Source organism: uncultured Thiothrix sp. (genome assembly GCF_937873765.1).
In the GTDB taxonomy this organism is placed as follows: domain Bacteria; phylum Pseudomonadota; class Gammaproteobacteria; order Thiotrichales; family Thiotrichaceae; genus Thiolinea.
Genome location: NZ_CALMZC010000037.1, coordinates 1 through 26484 on the forward strand (window position 1 = coordinate 1; position 26484 = coordinate 26484).

Consider the following 26484-nt stretch of genomic DNA (forward strand, 5'->3'; position numbering starts at 1 on the left):
TCGCTTAAGTTACTACCGCTTTAGTGGCTCTTCAACTCCTCTGGTGCATGACCGTATAATGAATTAGATAATTGTGCATAAAAACCTCTTAAATTGTAAATGTCCACAAGACAGAATCTTGTGGACAACAGATCATTGATGACTTACTAGCGAGACTGGTAAGGGCGGCAATGCTCGCAGACATGCTCTATGCGGCCTTTGCGTACACGGACATAGCTAGTAACATGCACTAGACGTAAGTCTTTGCAAATACAGGAAAAAGTGCTCATCTAGATACCTCTTAAACTTTAGGGTTGAGAGGATCTTGGTTATAGCTTTATCTATCAGATAAAGTGACTTTTGCCGTTCGGATCTGCTACAATTGGGTTTGTTCCGACCATTTTGTTGCAGTTCTGGACAGCGAGTAAGCGCCCTCTGGGCTTCTCTAAGTCAGACTAAACAAACAAATAAAACCCTCAATAGCGCCAACTATTGAGGGTTTTTGTTTATTTAATCCCTTCATTATCGTCTTGTTCTCCTTTTATTCTCGTTGTGCGGTACACGCCTTTTTTCTTTGGGACGCTAAAAATTGTTTCTTTACGCATCATACGGTTTAGGCGTGCGTTAAGTTGTACCCTGTCAGCAATCTCTCCTTTGTCGCGATATAAAAGAACTATTAATTTGTCTAAAGAAATAATCCCACCTACTGAGTCAATGAGTCTAATCAACTCCAATTCGTAATTGTCACTCTCATTCAGAGCTAATTGCTTGATGAGTTCGGGTGGCAAATCAAGTAGCTCATGAGGAGACAAATGTATAGGATCAAAATCTCTCCGCTCTGAAGGTGTAGTGAAAAGGTGTAGTTCAGATAGTAAATTGTTAAATAGCTCTTGGTCTTCTTTAGAAAGAACATCGATGATTCTATTTATTAATTCACGGTATTTATCAAACAAAACAAAAAAACTCCTTATTAGAATAGATGACTGATTTTAGCACTTATGTCTAAATAATAGCAAGACAGAAGAGCATGAACAAAGTTTCTTTGCAAGGCATATAGAAAAAAATATTAAAATAGCAGAACCTTGTAAAAATAGGCCAGCAGGCCATTTCAATCTTTCAAATACCTTGAGATAAGTAGCTATTTCCATTTTTCTTTTCTTTTCCTACTCATTTATTATCTTTTTTGGCTATCTACTCCCACTTCAAAGCCCCACCCGTCTGATACTCCGTCACCCGTGTTTCAAAGAAATTCTTCTCTTTGCGCATATTCGATTGCTCATCCAACCAAGGCAGGGCGTTTTTTGCACCGGGGAAGGGTTCTTCCATGCCTAAACTACGGGCGCGGCGATTGGCGATAAAGCGGAACTGTTCATGGTGGTCTTGTTGGCTGTAGCCCAAGATAGGGGTAGGGAGTAGGAATTTAGAATAAGCGACTTCAGCAGCTTCGGCTTCATCCCACATATCGCGGATGTCGCGCGGGTCGAGGATCACGTTTTCTTCTTGCATGATTTGGCGCACAACACGGATACCGAAGGAGCAGTGCATCACTTCATCGCGCATTATGTATTGCAATTGTTCTGCCGTACCTTTCATGAGACCACGACGTTGTAGCGCGAATACGGGTGAAAAGCCGTTATAGAACCAGCAGCCCTCGAAAATGCCAGAGAAGAACGCATAAGACAGGACAAACTCTTGCAAATCATCCGGCTGGCGCAGATCAATGTCCGAGCGCATCACCGCATTTAAGCGCCGATTGGCAATCTGAATCTTTTGATTGATTTCTGGCACAACCCGATAGCGGTTGTAGATTTCGCTTTGATCTAAACCAATGGTTTCAATGCAATGCTGGTAAGTCCACGTGTGCAAAGCCTCTTCATAGACTTGACGCGCTTGGTAAATCTGCAATTCGGGCGCGGTCATTTTTTCCATGACAGCTAAACCAATATTGCGCATCGCGAGAATGTCAGAGGTGGTCAGATAAGCCAATACGTTTTCATAAACGTGGCGTTCTTCGGGTTTGAGCTTGTGGTGATAATCACTGACATCCTGCGCCATATTAATATCGAGCGGTGTCCAGTGATTTTTGTTGGCATTAATGAAGAATTCCCACGCCCAAGGGTATTTGAAAGGCGCGAGTTGATTAATGTCCCCAAGACCATTGATGACTCGTTTGTCTTCCGAGTTAATCGGCTTCATCGGCGTGAAGGGCTGTTGTTCACCTACTTCACGCCGACGAGCCGATAAGCTCGCCTTTAACGTTGCTGGCGGCGTCTGCGCAAGACTTGTTGTTTCTTGCGTTGGATGCGTTGCACGTCGTTGCGAGCCGGAGTCTGAGTCATTTGCACTGTCCCCAAAAGTTAAAGATTGAACAAAATGTGTATCACTAGCGGGATACTCCAAGCTTGGCTCGGTATTGTTTTTTTCTACTTGTTCGACAGCCTCACCCTGATCAACAGCTTTATCCGTGATCAATGTGACACTTTTATTTCTATCCAGTTCGGGGCGCGATTGTACACTTGTGTTTGGCAGAGCTAAAGGGTTATCCCAGTTGAGTGTCATAAAATTTTTCCTTCATAACTTAGAACGGTAATGCGTGACGGGATAGTCCTATCCGAAATTGAAAGTTAAAATAGTTTTGTATCAAAGTATGAGCTAACTGTAGGCAGTTTAGTGTGTTTGTTGTCTGAAGACTAAAATTAGAGTTTCTATGAGAAATATCATTTCTGATTATTCGGCATTGATGTGCTTGATCTGATACCTCATTGCTAATTAATCTTTGGTTGTTAAGGAAATTAATGATTTCGTATATCCGAGACTCATCATTAATATTACAAGGAGTTGCTAGTAATTGATTATCCCGTACAATTTGCCTACATTTACCCTCAATGATAAACCACGCTATTGTGAATGATGTCTCATTTGATAAAGACTGATAAGCTGAGAGGCTTCTACTTAATAAGGCTATATCTTTAGTTAAGTTTGAATCTGAAAAAACTCTTTCAAAATTTGAAGAAACTCTTTCTAAAGTACTTCTTGAGACCACTCTACTTATGTAAATTTCGGCGCTTATTCCAATAGGTACGCATTGATTGTGAGTACTCCAAAATCTACGCTCTTGGTAGTGTCTAGACCAACTTTGTGTGGCAATATCTTCACCCCGACTGTAGCAGATAAATGAGTGATTTATAGTAATTTCATTTACTCGAAAATAATGAACTCGCTCTATTTCTATAAGAGCTGAGTCTAGAAATAAGTTAAGTATATTAAGTAGATTGATATAATGTTCTATTATCGATTCAGTTTGATTTCTTTCTAAAGTTTCACTATTTTCAGGTATCTCTAAATTATGAAGTCGAAGTAGTATTCGTCCATCACGCCAAAATCTTAAAGTATATTCTGGCTTAATATCTTCAAAAACTACTTCAGCCATTTGACTGTTAAAAGTTTGCTCGTTAGGATTGTTTTCCAAGTCACCCTTATCAACAGCCATATAAGGTAGGGTAGGATAAAATGCTAAAAAATTTTCATTAGTCATAATTAATAGCTCAATTACTGACAAGCCTCACAATCAGGATCAAGCAGCGAGCACGCTTTCGGTGCAGCCGAACCGACTTCTAGTAAATTCGTTGCCATTTTCACATTGGGCTTTTTCTCAACGGCTGGCTCAGAAGCATCATTTAGCTTTTCGACGCCAGTTGCACCAATCGAACGCAGGTAGTAAGTGGTTTTTAAGCCACGTACCCAAGCCAGTTTGTATAAATTATCCAGCTTCGCGCCATTCGGTTCTGCCATATACAGATTCAATGATTGGCCTTGATCAATCCATTTTTGGCGGCGGCTGGCTGCTTCGACTAACCAACGGGCATCCATTTCAAAGGCGGTTGCATATTTGCGGCGTAAGTCCTCGGGCACACGGTCGAGTTTTTGCACTGAGCCATCGAAGTATTTCAGATCGTTGATCATTACTTCGTCCCACATCTCTAGTGCTTGCAAATCTTCCACTAAATAAGGGTTGATTACCGTGAATTCACCGGACAGATTCGATTTCACAAATAGGTTTTGATAAGTCGGTTCGATGGATTGAGAGACACCACAAATATTCGAAATCGTAGCAGTGGGGGCAATCGCCATGGTGTTCGAGTTGCGCATGCCTTGTTGCTTAATCAGATTGCGTAAAGCATCCCAATCTAAAGTTTGCGTGGTGTCGACATTGAAATAAGCACCGCGCTCTTCGCCCAGTAAACTTAAGGAGTCAATTGGCAGAATCCCTTTACTCCACAACGAACCGTTATAGCTTGGATATTTGCCACGCTCTGCGGCTAAGTTGCTGGAAGCACGAATCGCAAAATAGGACACAGCTTCCATGCTGCGATCCGCAAATTCCAAAGCTGCTTCCGAGGCATAAGCCAGATTCATTTTATACAGCGCGTCTTGGAAGCCCATGATGCCCATACCCACCGGGCGATGACGCAAATTCGATTTACGCGCTTGTGGAACGCTGTAATAGTTGTAGTCGATCACGTTATCGAGCATACGCATCGCGGTATTTACGGTGCGTTCAAGCTTTTCCATATCTAAGCCAGCAGCCGTGGTATGCGAGACCATATTGATCGAACCCAAATTACACACTGCAATTTCGCTGTCATTGGTATGCAGCGTGATTTCGGTACACAAATTCGAGCTATGTACTACACCCACATGCTGATTGGTATAGCGAATATTGCAAGGGTCTTTAAACGTAATCCAAGGATGACCGGTTTCAAACAGCATCCCCAACATCTTCCGCCAGAGCTGATTCGCAGGCAGTTTGCGGGAGAGCTTAAGCTCACCGCGTGCGGCTTTGGCTTCGTATTCTTCATAACGCTGTTCAAAGGCTTGACCGGTGAGATCATGCAAATCCGGTGCATCATCCGGCGAGAACAGCGTCCAGTCTTTATCTTCTGCGACCCGCTTCATGAATAGATCAGGAATCCAATTCGCGGTATTCATATCATGAGTACGCCGCCGCTCATCGCCGGTGTTTTTGCGTAACTCTAAGAAATCTTCAATGTCGATATGCCAGGTTTCGAGATAGGCACAGACCGCACCCTTGCGTTTGCCGCCATTATGGGCTAACGCAGCCGTAGTCATATACGATTCATCGCCTTCCACGATTAAATCGAGCACGAAAGGCACAGTCGGAATAGTTTCAACACTCCGTAATCGGCTGAACACGCAGCCCTTATGGGTAATCCAGTTTTGCTTAGTGATAGCTTTGCAGTTCACTAATTGAGCGATTTCTGCCACGGATGGAATGCGAATATCGTAGGCTTTAGTCGTTCCGGTGAAGTGAATTTGCGAACCATCAGAACGTGTATCTGTATGTGCATTGTCACGTTCACGGTATTGCCCGGCGGTTGGAACGCCTAAACGCAAGCACTGATAACGCAAACCTTCTGCTAAAGTACGTGAAGTACTGGTGAAATAGATTTCTTTGCCACGACTTACACCGCCATCGGTTTCGAGCAAGCCTTGAATCAGCGCTAAAGTTTGTGGGCGTGGTAAATGGGCGAATTGGCGTGCAATGCGCTTTTCACCTTTGGCATTATAAAGATCGTTATAAGTGAAGGGCAAAGTGGCAGCACCCGCACTGACAATGCGTCCTGTTGTGCCATCACGCACTACACCTTGACCACTTGCCCAACAGATTTGTAAATAAGTTTCGCTATGGCCGGTTTCCCAGCAATGAATGCCACGAGCTGCTAAATAATCGCGTACAAATTGCAAATGGCTATCGTTTTGCGGATTACCGGAAACACCCCATTCCATGCCATCTTTGCTCATGTGACCATCGCCGAGCAAAATGCCATAAAGACGAGCATCTTCTGCGCTGAAACCATCCACCACGCTGGTTTCAGTTGGAATCACTTGTGCTACATAATCGCCTGCTTGTAATTGACCTGCTTCGATCCAAGCTGCTGCGACCTTACCATTTTCCAACCACTTGCGCGTGCGAGCAACCGCTTGCTCCATCGGTATACCTTTAATCGCCCAGAGCGGATGCCCTGCGGTGACTTTGACTGGCTCAATGGCATGTTTCACCTCGAGTGCCACCATAGGATCATGCTGATTATAAGTCATTACTTGTTTGACTTCGCGGTAAGTACCACTAATGCCCAGCACTAAATCACCCGCTTTCACTTCGCGAATCGCTTTAGTGCCATCGGCGGTATGCAATAAGGCATCCGGTGCAAAGCATTGATTCACCGCGACCGCCGTATCATTCGCCACTTTCAAGAACGGGACAACACCTTGCGATTGCCCATTTGTGCCTTTGATATGCGAGCCCATCCCACGCACGCGGCTCCAATCATTACCTAAACCACCCGCGAATTTTGACAAGAGCGCATTATCTTTAATCGCGCCATAAATCCCATCCAGATCATCGGGAACAGTCGTCAAATAGCAGGAGGATAATTGCGGGCGCAGGGTGCCGGAATTGAACAAGGTGGGTGTGCTGCTCATGAAGTCGAAGCTGGAGAGTAAGTTATAGAACTCAATTGCACGTGTTTCACGGTCGACTTCATTAATGGCTAAACCCATGGCTACCCGCATAAAGAACACTTGCGGCAGTTCAAAACGTGTACCTTGATGATGCAAGAAATAACGGTCGTAGAGGGTTTGTAAGCCTAAATAACTGAATTGCAGGTCACGCTCAGGTTTGAGTGCAGCACCTAAAGCTTTCAGGTCATAACGGCCTAATTCATCCGCAAGCAGATTCACTTCAATGCCACGCTTGATGGCTTTGCTGAGCGCTTCGGTATACAAATCTTGCATTTCATGTTGCGTCGCTTCGGTGGTTTGGCCTTCTAAAAAGCTCAAAACTTCACGGCGCAAGCTATCCATCAGCATCCGTGCTGCCACTTGTGAATAGTTAGGGTGATGATCAATCAGTACGCGGGTACTAATAATCAGCGCGGTAGCGACTTCTTTCTCAGAAATACCATCATATAAATTGCGTAAAGCCCCTTGGGTGACTTGCGCTGCATCAACGCCGTCAAGTCCTTCGACTGATTCAGCGATGATTTTGTGTAAGCGTTCTTCGTCGAGTGGGCGCAACTCACCATTATCTAATTTAACTTTAATGGCTAAATCGGCCTTGGCTTTGCCTTTTTTATCCTTTTTAGCCCGTAACTTAGCGCGTTCTTCACGATAGAGCACATAACTACGTGCGACTTTATGTTCACCCGCACGCATGAGCGCTAATTCCACTTGATCTTGAATATCTTCAATATGAATCATGCCGCCATCAGGCATGCGGCGGAATAAACCCTCGATCACTTGTTCAGTGAGATTTTTTACCGTGTCATGAATCCGTGCGGAGCCAGAAGCAGAACTACCTTCCACCTCTAGAAAAGCTTTGGTTAAAGCGATATGAATTTTTGAGGCATTAAAGTCAGTGACTTCACCATTCCGGCGGATCACCTTGCACTTAGGAGTAGAAAATTGCGGTACTTTTATGTCTTCAAGGCTACCAGATTTTTGTACTTTTAAATTGGCTGAGTGCATAAATACCTCTACCCCATGCAGAGTTGGGGGCAAATTGTTTAAAAAATATCGTTGGGGGGTAGATTAAGTATAGCAGTCTAATAAAGGTCTATCTACTAGATGCTGTATTATGATTCTATAAGTATCTACTATATATTGTTAGCAAGCTGTGGATAAGCTAGCATAAATTGGCCGATAACTGTGCCAAAGCAAGGCTTGTTTGTGGATAAGTTTGTCGAAGTGGGGGCGCTGCTAACCGTGTTTTAGGCGAAAAAAAACCCCATCCAACAGGATGAGGTTTTGTTGATCATTACGAATGATTAACGAGCTTCGTCTGCCGCTTTTTTGCGCTCAGCCGCTTCTTTAATCACTTGATCAGCGACGTTCTTCGGACATGGAGCATAGTGTGAGAACTCCATCGAGAACTGACCACGACCCGAAGTCATGGTACGTAAGTCACCGATATAACCGAACATCTCGGACAAGGGAGCTTCTGCTTTGATCCGCGCGCCGATAGGAGCGGTATCTTGTGATTTGATCATCGCACGACGACGGTTCAAGTCACCGATAGTGTCACCGACATGTGCATCAGGAACGAATACGTCCACTTTCATGATGGGTTCGAGAATTTGCGGGCCAGCTTTTGCCATTGTTTGACGATAGCCACCTTTGGCCGCAATTTCGAAGGCAATCGCAGACGAGTCAACCGCGTGGAAACCACCGTCACGTAAGGTTACTTTTACGTCTTCGACTGGATAGCCAGCCAATACGCCTTTACCCATGCTATCACGGAAGCCTTTTTCAATCGCAGGCCAGAATTCGCGAGGTACGTTACCGCCAACCACCACCGATTGGAAGGTAAAGCCAGCACCCGCCTCGTTAGGTTCCATGGTGTAGTCGATTTTACCGTATTGACCAGAACCACCGGATTGCTTTTTATGGGTATAGCTATCTTCAACCACTTTAGTGATCGATTCACGATAAGCGACTTGAGGTTTACCCACATCCACTTCGATACCATGAGTACGACGTAAAATGTCAACTTTAATATCTAAGTGCAATTCACCCATCCCTTTCAGGATGGTTTCATTGGTTTCTTGGTCAGTCTCAACGCGGAAGGAAGGATCTTCCTGAACCATTTTGTTCAGTGCAACACCTAGCTTCTCAGCCGCAGCTTTGTTCTTCGGTGCAATGGCAATCGAGATAACTGGGTCAGGGAATACCATGGGTTCCAGCGTCGCAGGGTGATCTGGATCTGCTAAAGTGTGACCGGTTTGTACGTTTTTCAAACCGATCAAAGCAACGATGTCACCCGCTTGAGCACTATCAATCTCAGTACGGTCGTTCGCATGCATCTCTACCATCCGGCCTACACGCTCTGTTTTACCTGTAAAGGTATTTAGAACTGTATCGCCTTTCTTGATCGTACCGGAGTAGATACGCACGAAGTTCAAGGCACCGAAACGGTCATCCATGATTTTGAAGACTAAACTACGGAATGGACGTTTAGGGTCAACAATCGCTACTTCACCAGTAGGATTACCTTCGATATCCGTTTCAGGCTGTGGATTAACTTCCATTGGATTCGGCAGATAATCAACCACACCATCTAATACCAACTGCACGCCTTTGTTCTTGAAAGAAGAACCGGGGAAAGTTGGGAAGAAATCCATCGCGATTGTACCTTTACGGATACAAGCTTTGATAGTTTCTAAAGAGGGTTCTTCACCACCTAAGTACATTTCCATCGCTTCATCGTCTTGCTCAACCGCAGTTTCGATGAGTTTTTCACGCCATTCTTCAACTTTCTCGACCATGTCGGCTGGAACATCTTCGAGGGTATACTTCAATGGATCCCCAGAGTCGTCCCAAATCCACGCTTTGCGAGTCAATAAGTCAATCACACCCACGAAGGTATCTTCAAAGCCAATCGGCAGAGCCATGACTAAAGGCTTAGCACCTAAGACTTCTTCAACTTGTTTCACAACGCGATAGAAGTCAGCACCAATACGGTCTAACTTATTTACATAAATCAAACGGGCAACTTTAGAGTCGTTCGCATAGCGCCAGTTCGTTTCAGATTGGGGTTCGACGCCTCCAGAGCCGCAGAATACACCAACACCACCGTCCAGAACTTTTAAGGAACGATAAACTTCAATCGTGAAGTCAACGTGCCCGGGGGTGTCGATAACATTGAAGCGATGATCTTTCCAGAAGCAAGTGGTTGCTGCAGACTGAATCGTAATACCGCGTTCTGCTTCCTGCACCATGAAGTCCATCGTGGACTCCCCTTCGTGCACTTCACCGATTTTATGAATTTTACCGGTTAATTTCAGAATACGTTCTGTGGTAGTCGTTTTGCCCGCGTCAACGTGAGCGAAGATACCTATGTTCCGGTATTTGCTTAAGTCCGTCATTTGTTTAGTGTCTCATTTAAATACAATAACCTGCTGGTGCGCTACCCAACCTTTAAGTCTTGGGCTTTGATTCACCAACAGGAGTGTTCTGCCGATCTTATCTGCAACGCCTATGCTTCATGCAGGCTCACAAAGGTTGGCAATTTTAAGCGACTGCCCCTTGATTTGGAATACCTTTTATGCATTTTAATGCGGTGCAATACTATACACCATCCGTTGCGCTGATTTAAGAGGATATTGCTGAGTTTAGTATAAACCGTCTCACCAATGTGCGCGTGGATTAAAAGCTAACTCCTTAGCCATCTGCTCATATAGTTCTTTCGCCCGTGGCGTATCTGCAGTGGGTAAGGCTATTTCTAAGATCAAATACAAGTCGCCTGCGGGTTTACTCGGTAGACCCCGTTCCTTCAATCGCATTTTCCGTCCAGAGCGTGAATTGGCTGGAATTTTTACATCCGCATGACTGCCATCGGGCAAGGGTATCTTCACGGTTGCGCCCAAAGCGGCTTCCCACGGAGTGACAGGCAGATTCATCGTTAAGTCACTACCCTCCACTTTATACAAACGATGGGGATTGAACTCGACTTCTAACAATAAATCCCCCGCACCGCCTAAACTGTTTTGGCCTTGTCCATTCAAACGGATTTTTTGCCCCGATTTAATCCCTTTCGGAATATTCACGGTTAAAGTGCGATCACCGCTGGCACTGCGGAGGGAAATACTCCGTTTAGCACCTTGTAATGAATCCTCCAAGTCAATCTGGATTTTGGTTTGTTGGTCTTGGCCACGAGTATTTTGGCGAGTACCTGCGTTCTGTCCAAAACCTTGCTGGTTAAAGCCACCGCCGCCAAAGTTGCCACCCATATTGCCAAAGATTGACGAAAAAAAATCGCTGAAATCAGCTTGTCCTCCCTGTCCAGAGCGGAATTCAAAACCAGCTCCACCACTTGGACTCCAGCCCGGAGGTGGGCGAAACTCTTGACCTTGTTTCCAATTCGAGCCGAGTTGATCATAGGCTTCGCGTTTTTCAGTATCTTTTAGCACTTCATAGGCTTCGCCCACTTCTTTAAAGCGCTCTTCAGCATCCTTTTCTTTGCTCACATCCGGATGATATTTACGTGCCAATTTACGATAAGCAGCACGGATTTCATCGGCTGTTGCCGAGCGCTCCACGCCTAAGGTTTTATAGTAATCTTTGTATTCCACAGAAATCTCCTTGCCTGCAAATCTCAGGTTCTCTGGACGGCTAAGTATGGGCAAAAAAACACTTTACAAGAGCCTAAAAAGTACAAATTAAAAAAATTTGCTGTTTGTCAAGTTTTTTGTTTTTGCACTCTTGAACTCTGCAAAGGTTGACCCTATTCATTGCGATATAGGCGATACAGCCCAAGCTAATAAAATGGAGATATAACATGTACAGCACCTTATTTAACTTTTCAGATGATCTTTTTAACGAATTAGAGAACTTGCAGCGTCATTGGGTAGGGCGGAACATTCTATCAAATATTCGCCCCGTTGCGCGCGGTAGTTTCCCAGCAATTAATTTAGGTTCAACCCCCAACTCGGTGGAGGTGTATGCCTTTGTTCCGGGGGTAGATGCGAAAAGTTTGGATATTCAGATTGATAAGAATCTACTTACCCTACAAGGCGAACGTGTTTTAGAGCTACCGAAAGAAGACAGCAAATTGACCGTATACGCTCAAGAGCGCTTCTCCGGTAAGTTTAAGCGGGTCATTACTCTGCCTGATGATGTCGATGTCAGCAAGGTGAGCGCGACTTATAAAGAAGGTGTCTTGCACATCAGTATTCAACGTCGCGAAGAAGCTCAAGCTAAACGCATCGAAATCCAATAAGGCTTAAAGATTAAGGAGTAAACAATCATGACAGAATTAGCTAAGCAAACCACTGCAACTAAAACCACGGAGCTTGCAACCTTGCGTCCTTTAGTAACGATTATTGAAGAGGAAAGTGGTTTTACTCTAACTGCAGAATTGCCGGGTGTACCTAAGGAAAATGTAAAGGTACAAGTCGAAAATCATATCCTAACCTTAGAAGGTGAGATTCTCTTACAGATACCAGAGCAGATGGAGTCGACCCATGCGGAAGTCAGTACGGCTAAATACAAGCGTGCTTTTACGCTCAGTCGCGAATTGGATTCAAGCAAGATTGAAGCCAGTCAAAGCGATGGGGTTTTAACCCTGCACATTCCCAAGGCTGAACATGCACAGCCACGGAAGATTGAAGTGCAAGTAGGCTAAACTCGCCTTATAGTGAAGGTCTGGCTGCGGTCAGACCTTTTTCTTTTTAAAAAGGAGCCTTTCGTGACTTCAATTCCTTATTATCTAGGTGCACCGCTGTGGGCAGTGAATGAATGGAAAGGCGATTTTTATACTAAAAAGGCCAAACCCGCTGAATTTCTCCAGCAGTACGCGCAATTCTTCAATGCAGTGGAAGGCAATACCACTTTTTATGCGACGCCTTCCGAAGCGATGGTGGCACGTTGGTTAGCATCCACTCCAGAAACTTTCCGCTTTAGCTTTAAATTTCCGCGCGTCATCACTCATGAATATAAGCTGCAAGGCGTAACTGCCGAAACCAAAGCATTTCTAGAGCGGATGCAGCCTTTGGGGCAACGCTTAAATGGTTTTTTAATTCAACTCCCTGCTTCGTTTACGCCAGCGATGTTAGGGGCTTTAGATGAATTTATTCAAAGTTTACCACCTATTTATAAGTACGCGGTTGAGGTGCGTCATCCAGCCTTTTTCACCGATACGAGTATCCGCCAACATTATAATGAGTTGCTAAAAAGTCTACAGGTGGATCGAGTGATCTTTGACAGCCGCCCGGTACATTCTGCACCCGCGCTAGATAAAGCGACTAAAGAGGCTCAACACAAAAAGCCGCGCCTACCGGTGCAGTTAGATGCTACCGCGCAAGCACCTATGCTTAGATATATTGGGCATCCCGTCCTCGAAGAAAATCAAAAATTCCTAGAACCTTGGGTGGCACAAACGGCGCGTTGGCTGGAAGCGAGCATGAAGCCTTATATTTATCTGCATACACCGACTAATGTGCAAGTGCCGATGCTAGCACGGCAATTTCATGCGATGTTGCAGAAGAGAGTGGAGGGATTGGTGGATTTGCCGGTGTTTCCTTGTGATTCCCTCATATAAATAACACATAATTATGTGTTACACTGAGGGCTGTGTTAAGCAACCGCAGGAGTTTGAGGGATGTCTAATACCGTCAATTTTACCAGCTCGATTGACCGTGATTTATTGCGGCGCGCTAAGGTGATCGCTGCTAAAACAGATACCTCAGTGAATGCCTTATTTAATGCTGAATTACGCTACTTAGTTGAAACGTTTGAAGCGGCTGAACAAGCGAATAATCAAAATTTTCAGTTATTATTGGATTTTTCTTTGGGGCGTAGTGACAGTAGCAGTGTGTTAGCTGCTTTAAATTTAGAGCATGAAGAAGATTTATTCCTGTTGATGGCACAAGCGCATTTACCTATGCCGCGTTTGCCGGAAAAAATAACACAAGCGATGGTCAGCTCTTTAACCCAGCTAATGCAGGTTAGTCAACAGCCATGAGTCCGGCGGTTATTCTGATTGCTGATGCAGGCCCTTTAATCACACTGGCGTATGCGGATGCTTTAGATGCTTTATTCCTGCCACGCTGGACGGTGCAGATGGTCGATATGGTGTTACATGAACTCAGCCGTAGTCACACACCCACCAGCGAAAAAATAGCCGCTTGGGTGAGCAAGCAACAATTACCGATAGTGACAACGCAGGTTTTTCAACGCTACCAAGCGGCCTTGACTGCTGGCGAAACCCCACGTAAAGCCCATTTAGGTGAATGGGCGATTCAGGAGGTAATGACGGGTTTTGCTCAACAGTCTAAGCCTCCTCACAGTGTATTTCTGTTTGAAGATCATAAAATTGCTAAACTACAATTTACCCTGCCCGATACCTGCCAAAAAGTGAGCACGCGTGCTTTTTTATTATTTTTGCAGCAACAAGGTTTGATTGAATCTGCGCAAGCGCTTGAGCACAAAGCTCTGCAAGCGGGTCGAGCTTTTTCAAGCTTACGTTTTCCACCAGAATTTTCGGTGTGATTGATTGCAAAGAGGTGTTTTATGTCAGCGCAATCTAAAGCTCAATTAAGTGAAGCTGTTTATCTAGCACATGAAGCAACGGCTATGGAGAAGAGTGAATTTCTCAATGGTGAGGTATTTGCGATGGCGGGGGCGAGTCGCGTCCATAATCAATTGACTTCCAATCTAGTCGTCGCCTTGGGTTCTCAATTGTTGGATAAGCCCTGCTCGGTCTATGCCAGTGATATGAAAGTACATACCTTGAGTGAGTCAATCAGTAAGTATAGTTATCCTGATCTAGTTGCCACTTGCGGCAAAGAGCAGTTCGAGGATGAAAATACGACCGTTTTGCTCAATCCACTGCTGATTATTGAGCTGCTGTCAGATTCGACAGAGGCTTATGACCGTGGCTTGAAGTTTTTTCATTACCAACTGATTCCCTCATTACGTGAGTATTTATTGGTTGCACAGGCTTATTGCCGAGTAGAGCATTATTATCGGCAAGCTGATCAGCAGTGGGTGTATTCGGAATATCACCGTTTGGAAGATGTGGTGAGCTTACCTAGTTTGGGTTGTGAGCTGAAGCTGGCGGAGATTTATCGGCGGGTGTTGTAAGTGTCGGGTCGCAAAAAAATTTCGAGCAGTGGCTAGCCCCTGCACCCCTGCGTGAACGCCTCCAGCCTTCGCTCGCGCTACTCCGTAACGCGCCTGCCGTCGCCTACACGACCCCCGCTCAACGGCTCCGCCGCCCTTGAGCAGCATTAACCTAGAGCCAAGCGGAAACCGATGAGGTTGTCCCGATTAACAGGCGCGTTGAGGTACCGGTAGGCAGAACGCAAGAACTGGTCGCTAAAGAGCCAAGAACCACCACGCAACACGCGGTCAGTCCCAGAAGAAAGCCCCTCCGGGGCACTAGCAGGGCTAGTGCGGTAGTAATCTGAGCCATGCCAGTCTTGTACCCATTCCCACACATTTCCACTGGTATCATATAAGCCCCAAGCATTGGCTGCATACGAACCGACCGTCACGGTTTCGTCGGAATCTTTACATTCTTCTAAAAAACCACCATAACGCGCTTGAGCACAGCTAATCTTTTTGCCCCAAGGATAGGCCGACTCGCCCCCCGCCCGTGCCGCATATTCCCATTCCGCTTCCGTCGGTAAGCGATAGCGTTTGCCCGTTTGTTGGTTTAACCACGGGATATATTTTTGGGTAATGTCATTCCAACTGACATTAATCACGGGTCGCCGTCCGCGTCCCCAGCTTTCATCCTCCGCATGCGGGCAAGCCTTCGCACGTTCACAGGCATCCCATTCATCAAAAGTCACTTCGTATTTGCCGATTTGAAAGGCAGGTAGGCTGACGGTGTGGGGCGGTTTTTCATCCTCTTCACAACCACCTTCCACCTCATCGCGCCCTGCTACACAGCCCATCGTGAAGCTGCCCGCTGGAATGGACACCATCTCTGGCTCGATAGCTTGAAGGATAGCAGCAGATGCCGAAGGTTTGTTAATCAAGTCATCAACCCAATTATTGATTTGGGTTGTAGTCTGTTTGGGTTTGGCCTTCAGTTTAATTGTTAGTGTTTTAGCGGCCTTACCCAGTTCTACCCATTTATCCTCGGTTTCATAACCGGCTGCTTCGACACGCACTTGATATGGCCCACTTGGTAAATGCATACCATCTCGATATTTAGGCTCAATATTGCGAATACTGACCTTGGCATTTGCGGGTACCGTGTTAATGGTTAACGGGTAAGTTGCCAAGGCTGCTTGGCGTTTGGCGGTTTCACGTGCAATGGCTTTACGTTCAGCTTCCGCTTTAGCGGCTTTTCGCTTGGCCTCTTCGGCTGCTTGTGTTGCCTGCTTTTGTCGAATCGCTTCAGCTTCTAGTTCTTCAATACTCTGACCCAAGCTAGCCGTGCTGGCAAAGCATAAACTCAAGGCACAGCCGAGCAACACTAAAGATTTTAGGTAACTGGGTTTAGGAGCATAGTTTTGCATAAGTTTCCTTTGCGGGCACATTGCCTGCTTGAGCGGCTTTTTGATACCACGAGCAGCCGAGCTTTTTATCGGTGGCTACACCGCGTCCTTTATAATACGCAAAACCCAATAAGCGCCAAGCTTCCACATTACCTTCATTAGCTAAAACCTGTAGCTGCTCGACCGCGTTTTTCCAATCAGCCGCCTTTTCACTAACAAATTCAGCTTCTGCTTGTTGTAAACGCTCTGCAGGGGTGGGGCTTTTGGGAGCTGGCTCAATGGGTGCGGGTGCAGTTGTTGTAGTTTGCGCAGCTTTAGCCGGAGTCGGTTGATCAGCAGTAGTGGATGTAGATAGAGCTTCATTTGTTGTTATGTTTGCACTGCTAGCCGGAATAGGCTGTTCGGTGGGAGCGGGTTGTTCTGTTTTAGCAGTGATTAAGCTTTGCAAGTCAATGTAAATACCGACTGAGGCTACTAATACTACAGTGAATACTGGTAAAAATAGCCTTAAGCGAGCTATTGGCTTTAGCTGAGAGGGCTCCTTAGGTAAAGTGGTTATCGTTTAATGGCTCTAAAGGCTTAGCACAAAACCGATCAATAGACTTCACCAAACGCTGAAAAGCCGGATGGCTGGTTTTCCCATTCCAATCTTTTAAATTATCCGCTTGCAGTAAATTAAAGGGCATGGGGATAGCTACCGGCTCCAACTGAATCGGAATCAGCACATTTCTATCACTCGCCCGCGCCGCTTCAGCCTTGACCCATTTGCGAGTCACGGATACTTTCGACCAAACAACAATCACACAGCTTGCTTCTTCTAACGCAGCAGGAATCACCTCATGGAAATCATCCCCTGCGAGCAAACGAGTATCCCACCAAATCGAATAGCCCACATCCTCCAAGGCTTTGGCTAATGTCCCGACCCACTCTTGATCGTGGCGGCTGTAGCTAATAAAAATATCGCTCATGGGGCTGTGTAGGTCTGCAAGTATTTCTGATAATCGGCATGATAACCCGAATTAAAGGTTAGGCACAAAATTGAATCCTTGCGGGCTGGTGTTTGATAAATACCGTAAGGCTAAACAAAAGCCAGTGACCGTTGAAGCAATGAATGCAGCCATTGCGGAGCGATTTTCGTTGCACTCTTTTCAGCAAGCTACCAACTAAGCCACAGTGAAAAATCTAGAAAATTTCATTGCTTGACAAAAGCAGTTTTGTTATCCTCTCGCGCCTTATAGTGTTTGAATCGCAGTTTTGGAGAAATCACATGGCTCGTGTATGCCAAGTAACAGGTAAGCGGCCGATGTCCGGTCACAACGTTTCGCACGCCAATAATAAGACTAAACGTCGTTTTTTACCCAATTTACATACGCACCGTTTCTGGGTAGAAGCTGAAGAACGCTTTGTGACTCTGCGTGTTACTACTAAAGGTTTACGTACCGTCGATAAGAAAGGTATCGATGTGGTATTAGCAGAGCTGCGCGCGCGCGGCGAAAAAGTTTAGTTCTGGAGTAGAAAAACATGGCTAAGAAAGGCGGACGTGAAAAAATTAAGCTAGTTTCTACTGCAGAAACAGGTTTCTTTTACACCACAACCAAAAACAAACGTACCACTCCTGATAAATTGGAGTTTAAAAAGTACGATCCGGTTGTACGTAAGCACGTTATTTTTAAAGAAGCAAAAATCAAATAATTATCCTGTCTATCAGGTGTATTGTGATGATTCTTGCTTGAGAAAGCCCGCACTTGCGGGCTTTTTTGCATTATACTCAAAAGCCCGTATCGGGTAGGTAGAGCCTTTTAACGATATTATTAGTAAAGATAGACCATTCATAATAAATAATTATGGTCTTCCAAAATAAATTCCGGGATGAATGATGGAACCTTTGCTGTTATGGATTTTGGTGGGCGTGTTAGCGTTGCTCATCGTAGTTCCGTTTCTGATTGGCTTAATGCTATCTCCTTATCAACGTGCAACTCGTGTTGAATTAGTGAAAGCGCCCATTGATGCCACGTGGGGAGCTTTGAGTGATCTCTCGCGTCAAACTGAATGGCGGACTGACTTAAAAAGTGTGCAGCTCAAAGATGATGATGAGGGGATGCGCTGGGTCGAGCATCTCGCGCATGGTGGCAAAATCACCGCACGTAAACAAAAAGAAGTGCCTAATAAAGAAATTATCATCCAGCTCTCGAAAGGTTCGCAGGTAATTGGTACGCGTGAAGCTACTTTAAGCGCTGTTCCGGGTGGAACACGAATTACCTTTACACAAACTGCTGTGACCAAAAATCCATTGCAGCGTTTAAGTATGCATATGGGTTCAAAAGTCGATAAGCATTTGCAAGCCTATATCGAGCAGTTTAAGGCACGCTTCGCTCGTTAATTTGCCACGGCTTGGCACAACTTAGCTCGACGGCTGTTAATGATGCTTGTTCATTTGTTTGCGCGAGTTTAGCCGCTAAACTTGCGATATTTTTGCGCAGAATAGGGTGTTGATACTCAGGTGCTAATTCAGCTAAGGGTTGCAGGACAAAGCTGTAATTTAAAATATCGGGATGCGGTAGTTTATGGCTGGGCTTGATAAGATCAGCATACAGCAATAAATCGAGATCCAAAGTGCGAGCACTGAATTTCTGGTGGCTTTGTCTGCGGCCTTGTTGAGCTTCTAATTGTTTCAGCCAAGCCTTGAGTTCTGTGCTAGACAGGTCGGTATAGAAACTCACGACCGCATTTAAAAAGGCTTCACCTTCAAAACCAATCGCAGCACTCCGATAAATCGTCGAGCAACGCAAGTGACCAAAGGTTTGTTGCAGCGTGCTTAGACAAGTACAAAGATTGGTTTCAGGCTCAATATTACTGCCTAAACTCACATAAACCTGCGGCATTAGCGCTGCCCACGTTCGATTTGTACCCCAACTTCTGCCGAGCCTTTGACCGCGAAAGGCTTACCGACAGTGACACGAATCCAAGGAACCTGCATTTCACTCATCAAGGTTTGAGCAATGGTTTCGGCCAGCCGCTCAACTAAATCGTAGTGATCTGCCTCCACTAATTGCACCACGCGCTGTGCAGCGGTTTTGTAATTCAAGGTATCCTCAATCTTATCACTCGCTGCTGGAATACGGTTATCCCAAGCCATTTCTATATCAACTCGTATTTGCTGCTGAATGCTTTTTTCCCAAGGGTAAATACCAATGTGGGCTCTGATGCGTAGATCGCGGATGTAAACGATGTCCATAATAAGTTTTGCCTTGCTGCTGAACGGGAGGCTTATTGTAAACGAGGTGAGTAAAAAGCCTAGTACAGAGTTGACATGCATTATAGTGCTCAGTATTATAATCAGTATTAAGATTAATTTTCTAAGCGTGAGCACACATCAGGAGGAGATGTATGAATTCACAACCCGTTCTCATTGCCGGTGGCGGCATTGGTGGCCTCGCAACCGCTTTAGGCTTAGCTCGCAAAGGTGCACGCTCAATCGTGTTAGAGCGTGCTGCTGAACTCGGTGAAATTGGCGCTGGTATCCAAATCGGCCCGAATGCTTTCCATTGTTTTGACTATTTAGGGGTGGGTGATGAAGCCCGCTCGAAAGCGGTGTATATCGACAGTCTGCGCTTGATGGATGCAGTTAAAGGTGAACAGATTGCGGCGATTCCTTTAGATGCGCCTTTCCGTGAACGGTTTAAAAATCCTTATGCGGTGGTGCATCGAGCTGATTTGCATGGTGTTTTACTGGAGGCGTGCCGTGCTAATGATTTAATTGAATTACGTACTTCACATGCTGTGGAGCGCTATGAGCAAGATGGGCAAACAGTACGAGTGTATTGCAAAGAACAAGGCATACTCGAAGGCCAAGCCCTGATTGGTGCGGATGGCTTACGCTCTAATATTCGCCAGCAATTAGTCGGCGATGGCGAGCCACGCGTTTCAGGGCACACGACTTATCGTTCAGTCATTCCCACCGAACAAATGCCCGAGGATTTACGTTGGAATGCGGCCACGCTGTGGGCTGGCCCCAAATGCCATATCGTGCATTATCCACTCAAAGGTTGGAAAGTTTTCAACCTCGTCGTGACTTATCACAATGATGTGAAAGAGGCCGTTGCGGGTAAAGCGGTGAGTAAAGAGGAAGTGCGCCAAGGTTTTGAACACATCCATCCACGCGCGCAACAGATTATTGAGCATGGCGAAAATTGGAAGCTGTGGGTACTTTGTGACCGGGATCCAATTATGAATTGGGTGGATGGACGAGTGGCTTTGTTGGGTGATGCAGCGCATCCGATGCTGCAATATTTTGCTCAAGGGGCTTGTATGGCGATGGAAGACGCAGTCTGCTTGAGCCATATGTTTGAAGTGAATGGTGCAAATGTTGAGCAGGCTTTGCAGCAATATCTGGATCAGCGCCTGGCACGCACTGCCCGTGTGCAACTTAGCTCGCGCTTGATTGGCGAATATATTTACCACCCTGATGGAGCTAAGGCAGCGGTACGCAATAGCGTTATGTCCAAACGGACTCCAGAAGAGTATTACAATAGTTTAGCGTGGCTATATGGCGGCACGGGCTTAGAGGCTTGAGGAGGAGTTAGTATGTCATTAACTGAAAAACCAGTTGAAACGCCGGAGCGTTTAGCTTTCTACGCGAAAATTGATGCGCAAGGTTTTACGCCGTTGTGGGCAGTGCTCTCGGATATTATTACGCCAGAGCCGAAAAGTACTTGTGTGCCCAATTTATGGAAATTCGAGTTGGCTAAGCAATGGCTCTTAGAAGCTGGTAGCCTAATTACTGCTAAAGAAGCTGAACGCCGTGTATTAATTTTGGAAAATCCCGGCTTACGTGGACAGTCAAAAATCACGACCTCTTTATATGCTGGTTTACAATTAGTCATGCCCGGCGAGGTTGCACCAGCGCATCGCCACAGCCAATCGGCTTTGCGTTTTGTGATGGATGGAGCGGGTGCGCATACCAGTGTAAATGGCGAACGTACCTTGATGGAGTTTGGGGATTTCGTAATTACGCCGCCTCAAGCTTGGCATGATCATGGTAACCAAACTCAAGAGCCAATGATTTGGTTAGATGGCTTGGATATTCCCATGGTGTCGTTCTTTGATGCTTCGTTTGCGGAAGGTTTGGGGGCAGATGAGCAGGAAATCACTCGTGAGACTGGCGATAGCCTAGCCCGTTATGGCGCGAATATGCTGCCAGTGGATTTTAAACAAGACCGTTTAGCTTCGCCGATTTTCAATTATCCGTATGCACGTTCGCGGGAAGCTCTATATCACATGCAGCGCCAGCAAGAGTGGGATCCATGCCATGGTTTGAAGATGCGCTATATCAATCCCGTTGATGGTGGTTTTGCCATGCCAACGATTGCGCCCTTCTTACAAGTTTTGCCAGAAGGGTTTAAGACAGCACCTTATCGCAGTACAGATGCGACTGTATTTGTGGTGACAGAAGGCACTGGACGCAGCATGATTGATGGGCAAGTTTTCGAGTGGGGGCCGAAAGATATTTTTATCGCACCAAGCTGGAAATGGATTACCCACGAAGCGAAGGGCGAAGCAGTATTATTTAGTTACTCAGATCGTGTAGCGCAACAGAAATTAGGCTTGTGGCGTGAACAGCGCGGTCTTGCTTGAATTAATAAAACGAGGACGGAGAAATTTTCATGACCAATTACGTAATTAATCCACCTGCGGTGGCTTCAGTCGCAGTGGCTGGCTCAGAGGCACGTTTTCCGGTGCGGCGGATCTTCTGTGTAGGCCGCAATTATGCAGCACACGCCCGCGAAATGGGACGAGATCCTGATCGTGAGCCACCCTTTTTCTTCACAAAACCTGCGGATGCGGTGGTCGATGATCAGCAAACAGTCGCCTATCCACCGGAAACCAATAACTTCCATTATGAAGCGGAGTTAGTGTTAGCCATTGGCAAAGGTGGCGTGAATATTCCAGAAGAACAAGCGCGGGATCACATTTGGGGTTATGCAATTGGCAATGATCTAACTCGGCGCGATCTGCAATTAGTTGCGCGTGAGCAAGGCCGCCCTTGGGACTGGGGTAAAGCCTTTGATCGTTCTGCTGTTTGTGGGCCGATTCACCCCGTGAGTGCAGTTGGGCATATAGATCAGGGTTCAATTCGCTTGAGCGTGAATGGAGCTGTGAAGCAAGATGCCGATTTAACCGAGTTAATTTGGTCAGTGCCAGAAATTGTTGCAATTCTTTCGCGCACGATGGAAATTAAAGCGGGTGATTTGGTATATACTGGCACTCCAGCGGGCGTTGGCCCTCTAGTTCCGGGTGATGTCTGTGTGATTGAAATTGCGGGGCTAGGTTCGATTACTACTACTATCGGCGAGCGAGCAGTTGCATGAGTGAGCAAAAACCGCTATTGCACAACTATTTCCGTAGTTCTACTTCGATTCGGTTGCGGGCAGCGCTGAATTACAAAGGCTTTGATTACGACTATGTAGCGCATAATCTGCGGACTAATGAAAACTTCAAGCCTGAGTATTTGGCCAAGAATCCAGCCGGTTTAGTGCCGGCTTTGGAGTTGGTAGATGGCACGGTGCTGACTCAATCCTTAGCGATTATTGAGTGGCTCGAAGAAACACATCCAAACCCGCCGTTATTGCCGCTTGATCCAGTAGGGCGGGCGCAAGTACGGGCGATGGCTTACATGATTGCTTGTGAAATTCATCCGCTGAATAATTTGCGCGTACTTGATCAAGTGCGCTCTTATGGGCAGGATGAAGAGGGTGTTACTGCTTGGTTCCACAAATGGGTACATACGACTTTCACACCGCTTGAGCAGATGCTGGCAACCAGCCCGAATACTGGCAAATACTGCTATGGGGATACACCCACGATGGCAGATGTCTGTCTATTTGCACAGATGTTTAATAATCAGCGTTTCAAAGTTGATACCTCAGCTTATCCAACACTTGAACGGATTTTTGCTGCTTTAAATCAGCTTGAGTCTTTCCAACAAGCTGCCCCTGCTAAGCAGCCTGATGCAGTGGCCTAATATGACGAGTAGTTTTGCAGGCTTACCCGGTCATCTTCTTCGCCGCTGTCATCAAATTGCGGTAGCGATCTTTTTAGATGAGTGCAGTATTTACGATCTGACTCCACTGCAATTCGCAGTCTTGATTGTATTGTCTGAACAGGGGCCGCAAGACCAAGTAAGTTTAGGCGGGGAAATCGCTTTAGATCGCACAACCATTACGGTGGTGGTGCGTAATCTAGAGGAGCGTGGCTTAATTGTGCGTGATAAATCAGGGCGTGATCAACGCTCAAAAATTGTCAGTATTACCGCTCAAGGCCAAGCTGTACTAGGTGTGGTTTTGCCTGTAGTTCAGCACGCGCAAACACGCATTATGGCTCCACTTACTGCTGAAGAAGGTGCACAACTTTTAAAGCTGTTAGAGAAATTAGCAGAAGGCAATAATGAGTTGAGTCGAGCGCCAGTACGCAAACGTAAAGCGCGTCCCCAATAAGCTTGTAAGTGTAAGTAAGTGCAGGTGGCTTTTTGTAAGCCACCTGTCTATTGATGATTAGACCTGCTGCTCTTCAGCCCGCTTACTGACTAAAGAAGCTACAATCACCCCAACCGATACCAAGAGAATTAATAGGGTGGAAAGTGCATTGATTTCCGGATTCAAGCCTAAGCGTACTTGGCTATAAATCTTCATTGGTAACGTAGTCGAACCGGGGCCAGAGGTGAAGGAGGCAATGACTAAATCGTCCAGTGATAAGGTAAAAGCCAGCAACCAACCTGCAATAATCGCTGGCAGAATGATGGGTAAAGTCACTTGGAAGAAAGCAGAAAGTTTAGTACAGCCTAAATCTAAGGCAGCTTCCTCTAAGGATTTATCAAAGCTCACCAAGCGTGAAGAGACAACGACGGTTACGAAGCACATCGTCAAAGTGGTATGTGCCAACGTAATTGTCCAATAACCCCGATCTAAGCCAATCGCTACGAATAATAAGAGTAGGGCTAAGCCAGTAATAACCTCAGGCATGACCAGTGGCGAATAAACCATCCCTGAGAATAATAAACGCCCACGAAAGCGCCCGACGCGTGTTAAAACAATAGCAGCCATCGTGCCCAGAATCGTTGCTAAGGTCGCACTTACTACGGCAACTTTGAGCGTGACCCAAGCTGCAGTCATGAACATCTCATTCTGAAATAAGCTCACATACCACTTGGTTGAAAAACCACCCCAAACCGTTACCAATTTTGAAGCATTAAAGCTAAACAAAATCAGCAGCAGAATCGGTAGGTAGAGGAAGGAAAAAGCAATAATCAGGCTAGTTAAATTAAACCAGCTAAAACGACTTACATTCATGCTTCAGCCTCCCGTTGACGTTCTTGCATCCGTTGGAAAATAACAATCGGCACGACTAATGACAATAATAAGACTACCGCAACCGCAGAAGCCACTGGCCAGTCACGATTACCAAAGAACTCACTCCAAAGGGTTTTACCGATCATAATCGTGTCTGAGCCACCCAATAAATCGGGGATTACAAACTCACCCATTGCCGGAATAAATACTAAGAAACAGCCTGCCACCACACCCGGTAAGGACAAAGGAAAAGTCACTTTCCAGAATGCTTGAATCGGTGAGCAACCTAAGTCGAGTGCAGCTTCAATTAAAGTCTGATCAAGCTTTTCTAAAGTGGCATACAGCGGTAGCACTAAGAAAGGTAGGTAGGAGTAAACAATTCCGATATAGACCGCTGTAGGGGTATTAATAATCGCGAGTGGCTGATCAATTAACCCTAAGCTCATCAAGCCCATATTGAGCAAACCTTCAGGTTTAAGAATTCCAATCCATGCATACACCCGAATTAAGAAACTAGTCCAGAAGGGCAGAATGACTAGCATGAGTAAGACCGTCCGCCAGCGTTGTGGGGCTTTTGCTAAACCATAGGCCATGGGATAGCCAATCAGCAAGGTCAATAGCGTAGAAATAAAGGCAATTTTTAAACTATTCAGGTAAGACAAAAAATAGATTTTGTCATCCAATAACCAAGCAAAGCTTTCAAGGTCGAGTTGGCTGATAAAGCTAGTAATCCCCGACCAGCCCTCCGATAAATTTAGTGTCGGAACATAGGGAGGCAAGGCATTAGCGGTATCAGATAGCGAAATTTTAACAACGATGGCAAAGGGTAGGAGGAAGAAAATCAGCAACCACAAGAAAGGGATTGCTATTAATAAAAACCGTCCCCAATCAAATTGGCGTTGCATAGCATCCTCCTTAGCGTTTGAGAGGCACTGCAGCGGTTAATGACCAAGATAACCACACGGTATCTTCCCAAGTAATCGGGCGATTACGCACACGACGTAGATTAGCCATTTCCGATTTTAAAGTACTACCATCGGGTAGGCGCACATGATAGGTGGAGGTATCGCCTGAATAAGCAATGTCCCACACGATACCTTGAATCCTATTCACATCACCTTGCGGTTGGTCTTTGCTGACAATCACTTTTTCGGGACGAATCGCTAGCCACACCGTTGAGCCAGTTTCTAGTGGTGTCTCGCTGACCAAGCTGAATTGATTACCTTGTTTATCCTTTAATTGATATTCCTGACCATGGTAGCTTTCAACGGTGCATTCAATGAAGTTCACATTACCGATGAAGTCAGCCACATAGCGCGAGTTCGGAGCTTCGTAAATATCTGCAGGTGTATCTAATTGCATGACTACGCCTTTGTCCATCACTGCAATCCGGCTAGCCATGGTCATGGCTTCTTCTTGATCGTGGGTAACGATGATGAAGGTCATCCCCAATTTTTCCTGCAGGGTCATGAGTTCGAATTGGGTTTTTTCGCGCAGTTTTTTATCTAAAGCCCCTAATGGTTCATCAAGTAATAAGAGTTTAGGGCGCTTGGCTAAAGAGCGGGCTAAGGCGACCCGTTGACGTTGACCGCCGGATAGTTGATGCGGCTTACGCTGGGCAAAGGGCTCAAGCTGGACTAAGGCGAGCATTTCTTTGACTCGCTCATTAATCGCCTCAGCGCTTTGGCCTTCTTGTTTTAGGCCGAAACCAATATTCTTTTCCACGGTCATATGCGGGAAGAGTGCATACGATTGAAACATCATATTGATGGGGCGTTTATTGGGTGGTACATGGCTAATATCTTCGCCACCAATTAAAATACGCCCACTGGTAGGGGTTTCAAATCCGGCTAATAAGCGCAACATAGTGGTTTTACCACAGCCTGAAGGACCAAGCAGAGCGAAGAATTCACGCTCGTAGATGTCGAGGTTTAAATTATCCAAAGCTGTGTAATCGCCAAAGCGTTTCGTGACGTTTTCAAAACGAATGAGTGGTTTTTGAGTGGTATCCAACCACGGCGCAAAGATTTTGCGCTGTTCCGGTGCATCTGCCATCTGTGGTACTCCTTCCGACACCCAACAGTAATGAGATTTGCTGACTAGCAGTTTGAAACACCGGCTCTAAGCACTTT

The 26484-nt window shown here is 45.8% G+C and carries 28 protein-coding genes; 14 read left to right on the top strand and 14 right to left on the bottom strand.

Features of this window, described 5'->3' with window-relative positions; translation table 11 throughout:
• Nucleotides 1-485: 485 nt before the first annotated feature.
• The 6 genes from Q0307_RS09500 to Q0307_RS09525 all read right to left on the bottom strand — a co-directional run bounded on the left by Q0307_RS09500 (nt 486) and on the right by Q0307_RS09525 (nt 11129).
• Nucleotides 486-932, bottom strand: coding sequence for a hypothetical protein (locus Q0307_RS09500; RefSeq protein ID WP_298659854.1), 447 nt, complete (start codon nt 930-932; stop codon nt 486-488).
• A 238-nt stretch (nt 933-1170) separates the two neighbouring features.
• On the bottom strand, nt 1171-2538 hold the full coding sequence (locus Q0307_RS09505; RefSeq protein ID WP_298659855.1) for a ribonucleotide-diphosphate reductase subunit beta: 1368 nt from the start codon (nt 2536-2538) through the stop codon (nt 1171-1173).
• A gap of 19 nt (nt 2539-2557) precedes the next feature.
• A complete protein-coding gene (locus tag Q0307_RS09510) occupies nt 2558-3514 on the bottom strand; it encodes a hypothetical protein (RefSeq protein WP_298659857.1) in 957 nt (318 codons plus the stop codon).
• 14 nt (nt 3515-3528) lie between these two features.
• Nucleotides 3529-7527 (bottom strand): ribonucleoside-diphosphate reductase subunit alpha, encoded by a 3999-nt coding sequence (locus Q0307_RS09515; protein ID WP_298659859.1) that lies wholly within the window; start codon nt 7525-7527, stop codon nt 3529-3531.
• A 299-nt stretch (nt 7528-7826) separates the two neighbouring features.
• The gene (gene fusA, locus Q0307_RS09520; protein WP_298659861.1) at nt 7827-9923 is read right to left on the bottom strand and encodes an elongation factor G; all 2097 of its coding nucleotides are present in this window, start codon (nt 9921-9923) and stop codon (nt 7827-7829) included.
• A gap of 261 nt (nt 9924-10184) precedes the next feature.
• Complete coding sequence (locus tag Q0307_RS09525) at nt 10185-11129, bottom strand: DnaJ C-terminal domain-containing protein (protein ID WP_298659863.1); 945 nt, start codon at nt 11127-11129, stop codon at nt 10185-10187.
• 206 nt (nt 11130-11335) lie between these two features.
• On the opposite strand from Q0307_RS09525, the gene Q0307_RS09530 reads away from it, so the two are divergent.
• The 6 genes from Q0307_RS09530 to Q0307_RS09555 all read left to right on the top strand — a co-directional run bounded on the left by Q0307_RS09530 (nt 11336) and on the right by Q0307_RS09555 (nt 14640).
• Nucleotides 11336-11776, top strand: a complete 441-nt coding sequence (locus tag Q0307_RS09530) for an Hsp20/alpha crystallin family protein (protein ID WP_298659865.1) — start codon at nt 11336-11338, stop codon at nt 11774-11776.
• Nucleotides 11777-11803: 27 nt separating this feature from the next.
• Nucleotides 11804-12181 carry an Hsp20/alpha crystallin family protein gene (locus Q0307_RS09535; protein WP_298659867.1) on the top strand — a complete coding sequence of 126 codons (378 nt, stop codon included), beginning with the start codon at nt 11804-11806 and terminating at the stop codon, nt 12179-12181.
• A 63-nt stretch (nt 12182-12244) separates the two neighbouring features.
• Nucleotides 12245-13096: a DUF72 domain-containing protein gene (locus Q0307_RS09540; protein ID WP_298659869.1), complete on the top strand. Its 852-nt coding sequence runs from the start codon at nt 12245-12247 to the stop codon at nt 13094-13096.
• A gap of 60 nt (nt 13097-13156) precedes the next feature.
• Complete coding sequence (locus tag Q0307_RS09545; protein WP_298659871.1) at nt 13157-13519, top strand: hypothetical protein; 363 nt, start codon at nt 13157-13159, stop codon at nt 13517-13519.
• Nucleotides 13516-14046 (top strand): hypothetical protein, encoded by a 531-nt coding sequence (locus Q0307_RS09550; protein WP_298659874.1) that lies wholly within the window; start codon nt 13516-13518, stop codon nt 14044-14046. The genes Q0307_RS09545 and Q0307_RS09550 overlap by 4 nt, the downstream gene beginning before the upstream one ends.
• A gap of 21 nt (nt 14047-14067) precedes the next feature.
• Nucleotides 14068-14640: a Uma2 family endonuclease gene (locus Q0307_RS09555; RefSeq protein ID WP_298659877.1), complete on the top strand. Its 573-nt coding sequence runs from the start codon at nt 14068-14070 to the stop codon at nt 14638-14640.
• Between the two features lie 146 nt (nt 14641-14786).
• On the opposite strand, the gene Q0307_RS09560 is transcribed toward Q0307_RS09555, so the two are convergent.
• From Q0307_RS09560 to Q0307_RS09570, 3 genes are all read right to left on the bottom strand, one after another.
• Nucleotides 14787-16028 carry an SUMF1/EgtB/PvdO family nonheme iron enzyme gene (locus Q0307_RS09560; protein WP_298659879.1) on the bottom strand — a complete coding sequence of 414 codons (1242 nt, stop codon included), beginning with the start codon at nt 16026-16028 and terminating at the stop codon, nt 14787-14789.
• Nucleotides 16009-16455 (bottom strand): hypothetical protein, encoded by a 447-nt coding sequence (locus Q0307_RS09565; protein ID WP_298659882.1) that lies wholly within the window; start codon nt 16453-16455, stop codon nt 16009-16011. The genes Q0307_RS09560 and Q0307_RS09565 overlap by 20 nt, the downstream gene beginning before the upstream one ends.
• A gap of 94 nt (nt 16456-16549) precedes the next feature.
• A complete protein-coding gene (locus Q0307_RS09570; protein ID WP_298659884.1) occupies nt 16550-16975 on the bottom strand; it encodes a toll/interleukin-1 receptor domain-containing protein in 426 nt (141 codons plus the stop codon).
• 299 nt (nt 16976-17274) lie between these two features.
• Here Q0307_RS09570 and rpmB point away from each other — a divergent pair, with 299 nt between their 5' ends.
• From rpmB to Q0307_RS09585, 3 genes are all read left to right on the top strand, one after another.
• Nucleotides 17275-17511, top strand: coding sequence for a 50S ribosomal protein L28 (gene rpmB / locus Q0307_RS09575; RefSeq protein WP_298659886.1), 237 nt, complete (start codon nt 17275-17277; stop codon nt 17509-17511).
• A 17-nt stretch (nt 17512-17528) separates the two neighbouring features.
• Entirely contained in the window at nt 17529-17699 is a 171-nt protein-coding gene (gene rpmG / locus Q0307_RS09580) for a 50S ribosomal protein L33 (RefSeq protein ID WP_078920598.1), read from the top strand.
• Nucleotides 17700-17880: 181 nt separating this feature from the next.
• Entirely contained in the window at nt 17881-18387 is a 507-nt protein-coding gene (locus Q0307_RS09585; protein ID WP_298659889.1) for an SRPBCC family protein, read from the top strand.
• Here Q0307_RS09585 and folK read toward each other — a convergent pair.
• Together folK and folB are read right to left on the bottom strand one after the other, a co-directional pair.
• Nucleotides 18365-18889 carry a 2-amino-4-hydroxy-6-hydroxymethyldihydropteridine diphosphokinase gene (gene folK, locus Q0307_RS09590; protein ID WP_298659891.1) on the bottom strand — a complete coding sequence of 175 codons (525 nt, stop codon included), beginning with the start codon at nt 18887-18889 and terminating at the stop codon, nt 18365-18367. The genes Q0307_RS09585 and folK overlap by 23 nt on opposite strands.
• Nucleotides 18889-19242: a dihydroneopterin aldolase gene (gene folB / locus Q0307_RS09595; RefSeq protein WP_298659894.1), complete on the bottom strand. Its 354-nt coding sequence runs from the start codon at nt 19240-19242 to the stop codon at nt 18889-18891. Before folB ends, folK begins: the two co-directional genes overlap by 1 nt.
• A 152-nt stretch (nt 19243-19394) precedes the next feature.
• Here folB and Q0307_RS09600 point away from each other — a divergent pair, with 152 nt between their 5' ends.
• Genes Q0307_RS09600 through Q0307_RS09620 form a run of 5 tightly spaced genes read left to right on the top strand, consistent with a single transcriptional unit; the run spans nt 19395 to nt 23500 of the window.
• Entirely contained in the window at nt 19395-20579 is a 1185-nt protein-coding gene (locus Q0307_RS09600; RefSeq protein ID WP_298659896.1) for a 3-hydroxybenzoate 6-monooxygenase, read from the top strand.
• A 12-nt stretch (nt 20580-20591) separates the two neighbouring features.
• On the top strand, nt 20592-21641 hold the full coding sequence (gene gtdA / locus Q0307_RS09605; protein WP_298659899.1) for a gentisate 1,2-dioxygenase: 1050 nt from the start codon (nt 20592-20594) through the stop codon (nt 21639-21641).
• Nucleotides 21642-21670: 29 nt separating this feature from the next.
• Entirely contained in the window at nt 21671-22375 is a 705-nt protein-coding gene (locus tag Q0307_RS09610; RefSeq protein ID WP_298659901.1) for a fumarylacetoacetate hydrolase family protein, read from the top strand.
• A complete protein-coding gene (gene maiA, locus Q0307_RS09615) occupies nt 22372-23028 on the top strand; it encodes a maleylacetoacetate isomerase (protein WP_298659904.1) in 657 nt (218 codons plus the stop codon). The genes Q0307_RS09610 and maiA overlap by 4 nt, the downstream gene beginning before the upstream one ends.
• A complete protein-coding gene (locus tag Q0307_RS09620) occupies nt 23015-23500 on the top strand; it encodes a MarR family transcriptional regulator (RefSeq protein WP_298659907.1) in 486 nt (161 codons plus the stop codon). The genes maiA and Q0307_RS09620 overlap by 14 nt, the downstream gene beginning before the upstream one ends.
• 57 nt (nt 23501-23557) lie before the next feature.
• Here the strand turns inward: Q0307_RS09620 and Q0307_RS09625 are convergent, their stop codons facing one another.
• From Q0307_RS09625 to Q0307_RS09635, 3 genes are read right to left on the bottom strand one after another with little or no spacing between them, the layout of a single operon-like run.
• On the bottom strand, nt 23558-24352 hold the full coding sequence (locus tag Q0307_RS09625; RefSeq protein ID WP_298659909.1) for an ABC transporter permease: 795 nt from the start codon (nt 24350-24352) through the stop codon (nt 23558-23560).
• Nucleotides 24349-25257, bottom strand: coding sequence for an ABC transporter permease subunit (locus Q0307_RS09630; RefSeq protein WP_298659911.1), 909 nt, complete (start codon nt 25255-25257; stop codon nt 24349-24351). The genes Q0307_RS09625 and Q0307_RS09630 overlap by 4 nt, the downstream gene beginning before the upstream one ends.
• A gap of 10 nt (nt 25258-25267) precedes the next feature.
• On the bottom strand, nt 25268-26407 hold the full coding sequence (locus tag Q0307_RS09635; RefSeq protein ID WP_298659914.1) for an ABC transporter ATP-binding protein: 1140 nt from the start codon (nt 26405-26407) through the stop codon (nt 25268-25270).
• Nucleotides 26408-26484 lie beyond the last annotated feature (77 nt).

Excerpts from the sequence above, each read along its gene's own strand:
- Q0307_RS09505 (WP_298659855.1), bottom strand. The coding sequence starts at position 2,538 with ATGACACTCAACTGGGATAACCCTTTAGCTCTGCCAAACACAAGTGTA.
- Q0307_RS09510 (WP_298659857.1), bottom strand. The coding sequence starts at position 3,514 with ATGACTAATGAAAATTTTTTAGCATTTTATCCTACCCTACCTTATATG.
- Q0307_RS09515 (WP_298659859.1), bottom strand. The coding sequence starts at position 7,527 with ATGCACTCAGCCAATTTAAAAGTACAAAAATCTGGTAGCCTTGAAGAC.
- fusA (WP_298659861.1), bottom strand. The coding sequence starts at position 9,923 with ATGACGGACTTAAGCAAATACCGGAACATAGGTATCTTCGCTCACGTT.
- Q0307_RS09530 (WP_298659865.1), top strand. The coding sequence starts at position 11,336 with ATGTACAGCACCTTATTTAACTTTTCAGATGATCTTTTTAACGAATTA.
- Q0307_RS09535 (WP_298659867.1), top strand. The coding sequence starts at position 11,804 with ATGACAGAATTAGCTAAGCAAACCACTGCAACTAAAACCACGGAGCTT.
- Q0307_RS09545 (WP_298659871.1), top strand. The coding sequence starts at position 13,157 with ATGTCTAATACCGTCAATTTTACCAGCTCGATTGACCGTGATTTATTG.
- Q0307_RS09550 (WP_298659874.1), top strand. The coding sequence starts at position 13,516 with ATGAGTCCGGCGGTTATTCTGATTGCTGATGCAGGCCCTTTAATCACA.
- Q0307_RS09555 (WP_298659877.1), top strand. The coding sequence starts at position 14,068 with ATGTCAGCGCAATCTAAAGCTCAATTAAGTGAAGCTGTTTATCTAGCA.
- Q0307_RS09560 (WP_298659879.1), bottom strand. The coding sequence starts at position 16,028 with ATGCAAAACTATGCTCCTAAACCCAGTTACCTAAAATCTTTAGTGTTG.
- Q0307_RS09570 (WP_298659884.1), bottom strand. The coding sequence starts at position 16,975 with ATGAGCGATATTTTTATTAGCTACAGCCGCCACGATCAAGAGTGGGTC.
- rpmB (WP_298659886.1), top strand. The coding sequence starts at position 17,275 with ATGGCTCGTGTATGCCAAGTAACAGGTAAGCGGCCGATGTCCGGTCAC.
- rpmG (WP_078920598.1), top strand. The coding sequence starts at position 17,529 with ATGGCTAAGAAAGGCGGACGTGAAAAAATTAAGCTAGTTTCTACTGCA.
- Q0307_RS09585 (WP_298659889.1), top strand. The coding sequence starts at position 17,881 with ATGATGGAACCTTTGCTGTTATGGATTTTGGTGGGCGTGTTAGCGTTG.
- folK (WP_298659891.1), bottom strand. The coding sequence starts at position 18,889 with ATGCCGCAGGTTTATGTGAGTTTAGGCAGTAATATTGAGCCTGAAACC.
- folB (WP_298659894.1), bottom strand. The coding sequence starts at position 19,242 with ATGGACATCGTTTACATCCGCGATCTACGCATCAGAGCCCACATTGGT.
- Q0307_RS09600 (WP_298659896.1), top strand. The coding sequence starts at position 19,395 with ATGAATTCACAACCCGTTCTCATTGCCGGTGGCGGCATTGGTGGCCTC.
- gtdA (WP_298659899.1), top strand. The coding sequence starts at position 20,592 with ATGTCATTAACTGAAAAACCAGTTGAAACGCCGGAGCGTTTAGCTTTC.
- Q0307_RS09610 (WP_298659901.1), top strand. The coding sequence starts at position 21,671 with ATGACCAATTACGTAATTAATCCACCTGCGGTGGCTTCAGTCGCAGTG.
- maiA (WP_298659904.1), top strand. The coding sequence starts at position 22,372 with ATGAGTGAGCAAAAACCGCTATTGCACAACTATTTCCGTAGTTCTACT.
- Q0307_RS09620 (WP_298659907.1), top strand. The coding sequence starts at position 23,015 with ATGCAGTGGCCTAATATGACGAGTAGTTTTGCAGGCTTACCCGGTCAT.
- Q0307_RS09625 (WP_298659909.1), bottom strand. The coding sequence starts at position 24,352 with ATGAATGTAAGTCGTTTTAGCTGGTTTAATTTAACTAGCCTGATTATT.
- Q0307_RS09630 (WP_298659911.1), bottom strand. The coding sequence starts at position 25,257 with ATGCAACGCCAATTTGATTGGGGACGGTTTTTATTAATAGCAATCCCT.
- Q0307_RS09635 (WP_298659914.1), bottom strand. The coding sequence starts at position 26,407 with ATGGCAGATGCACCGGAACAGCGCAAAATCTTTGCGCCGTGGTTGGAT.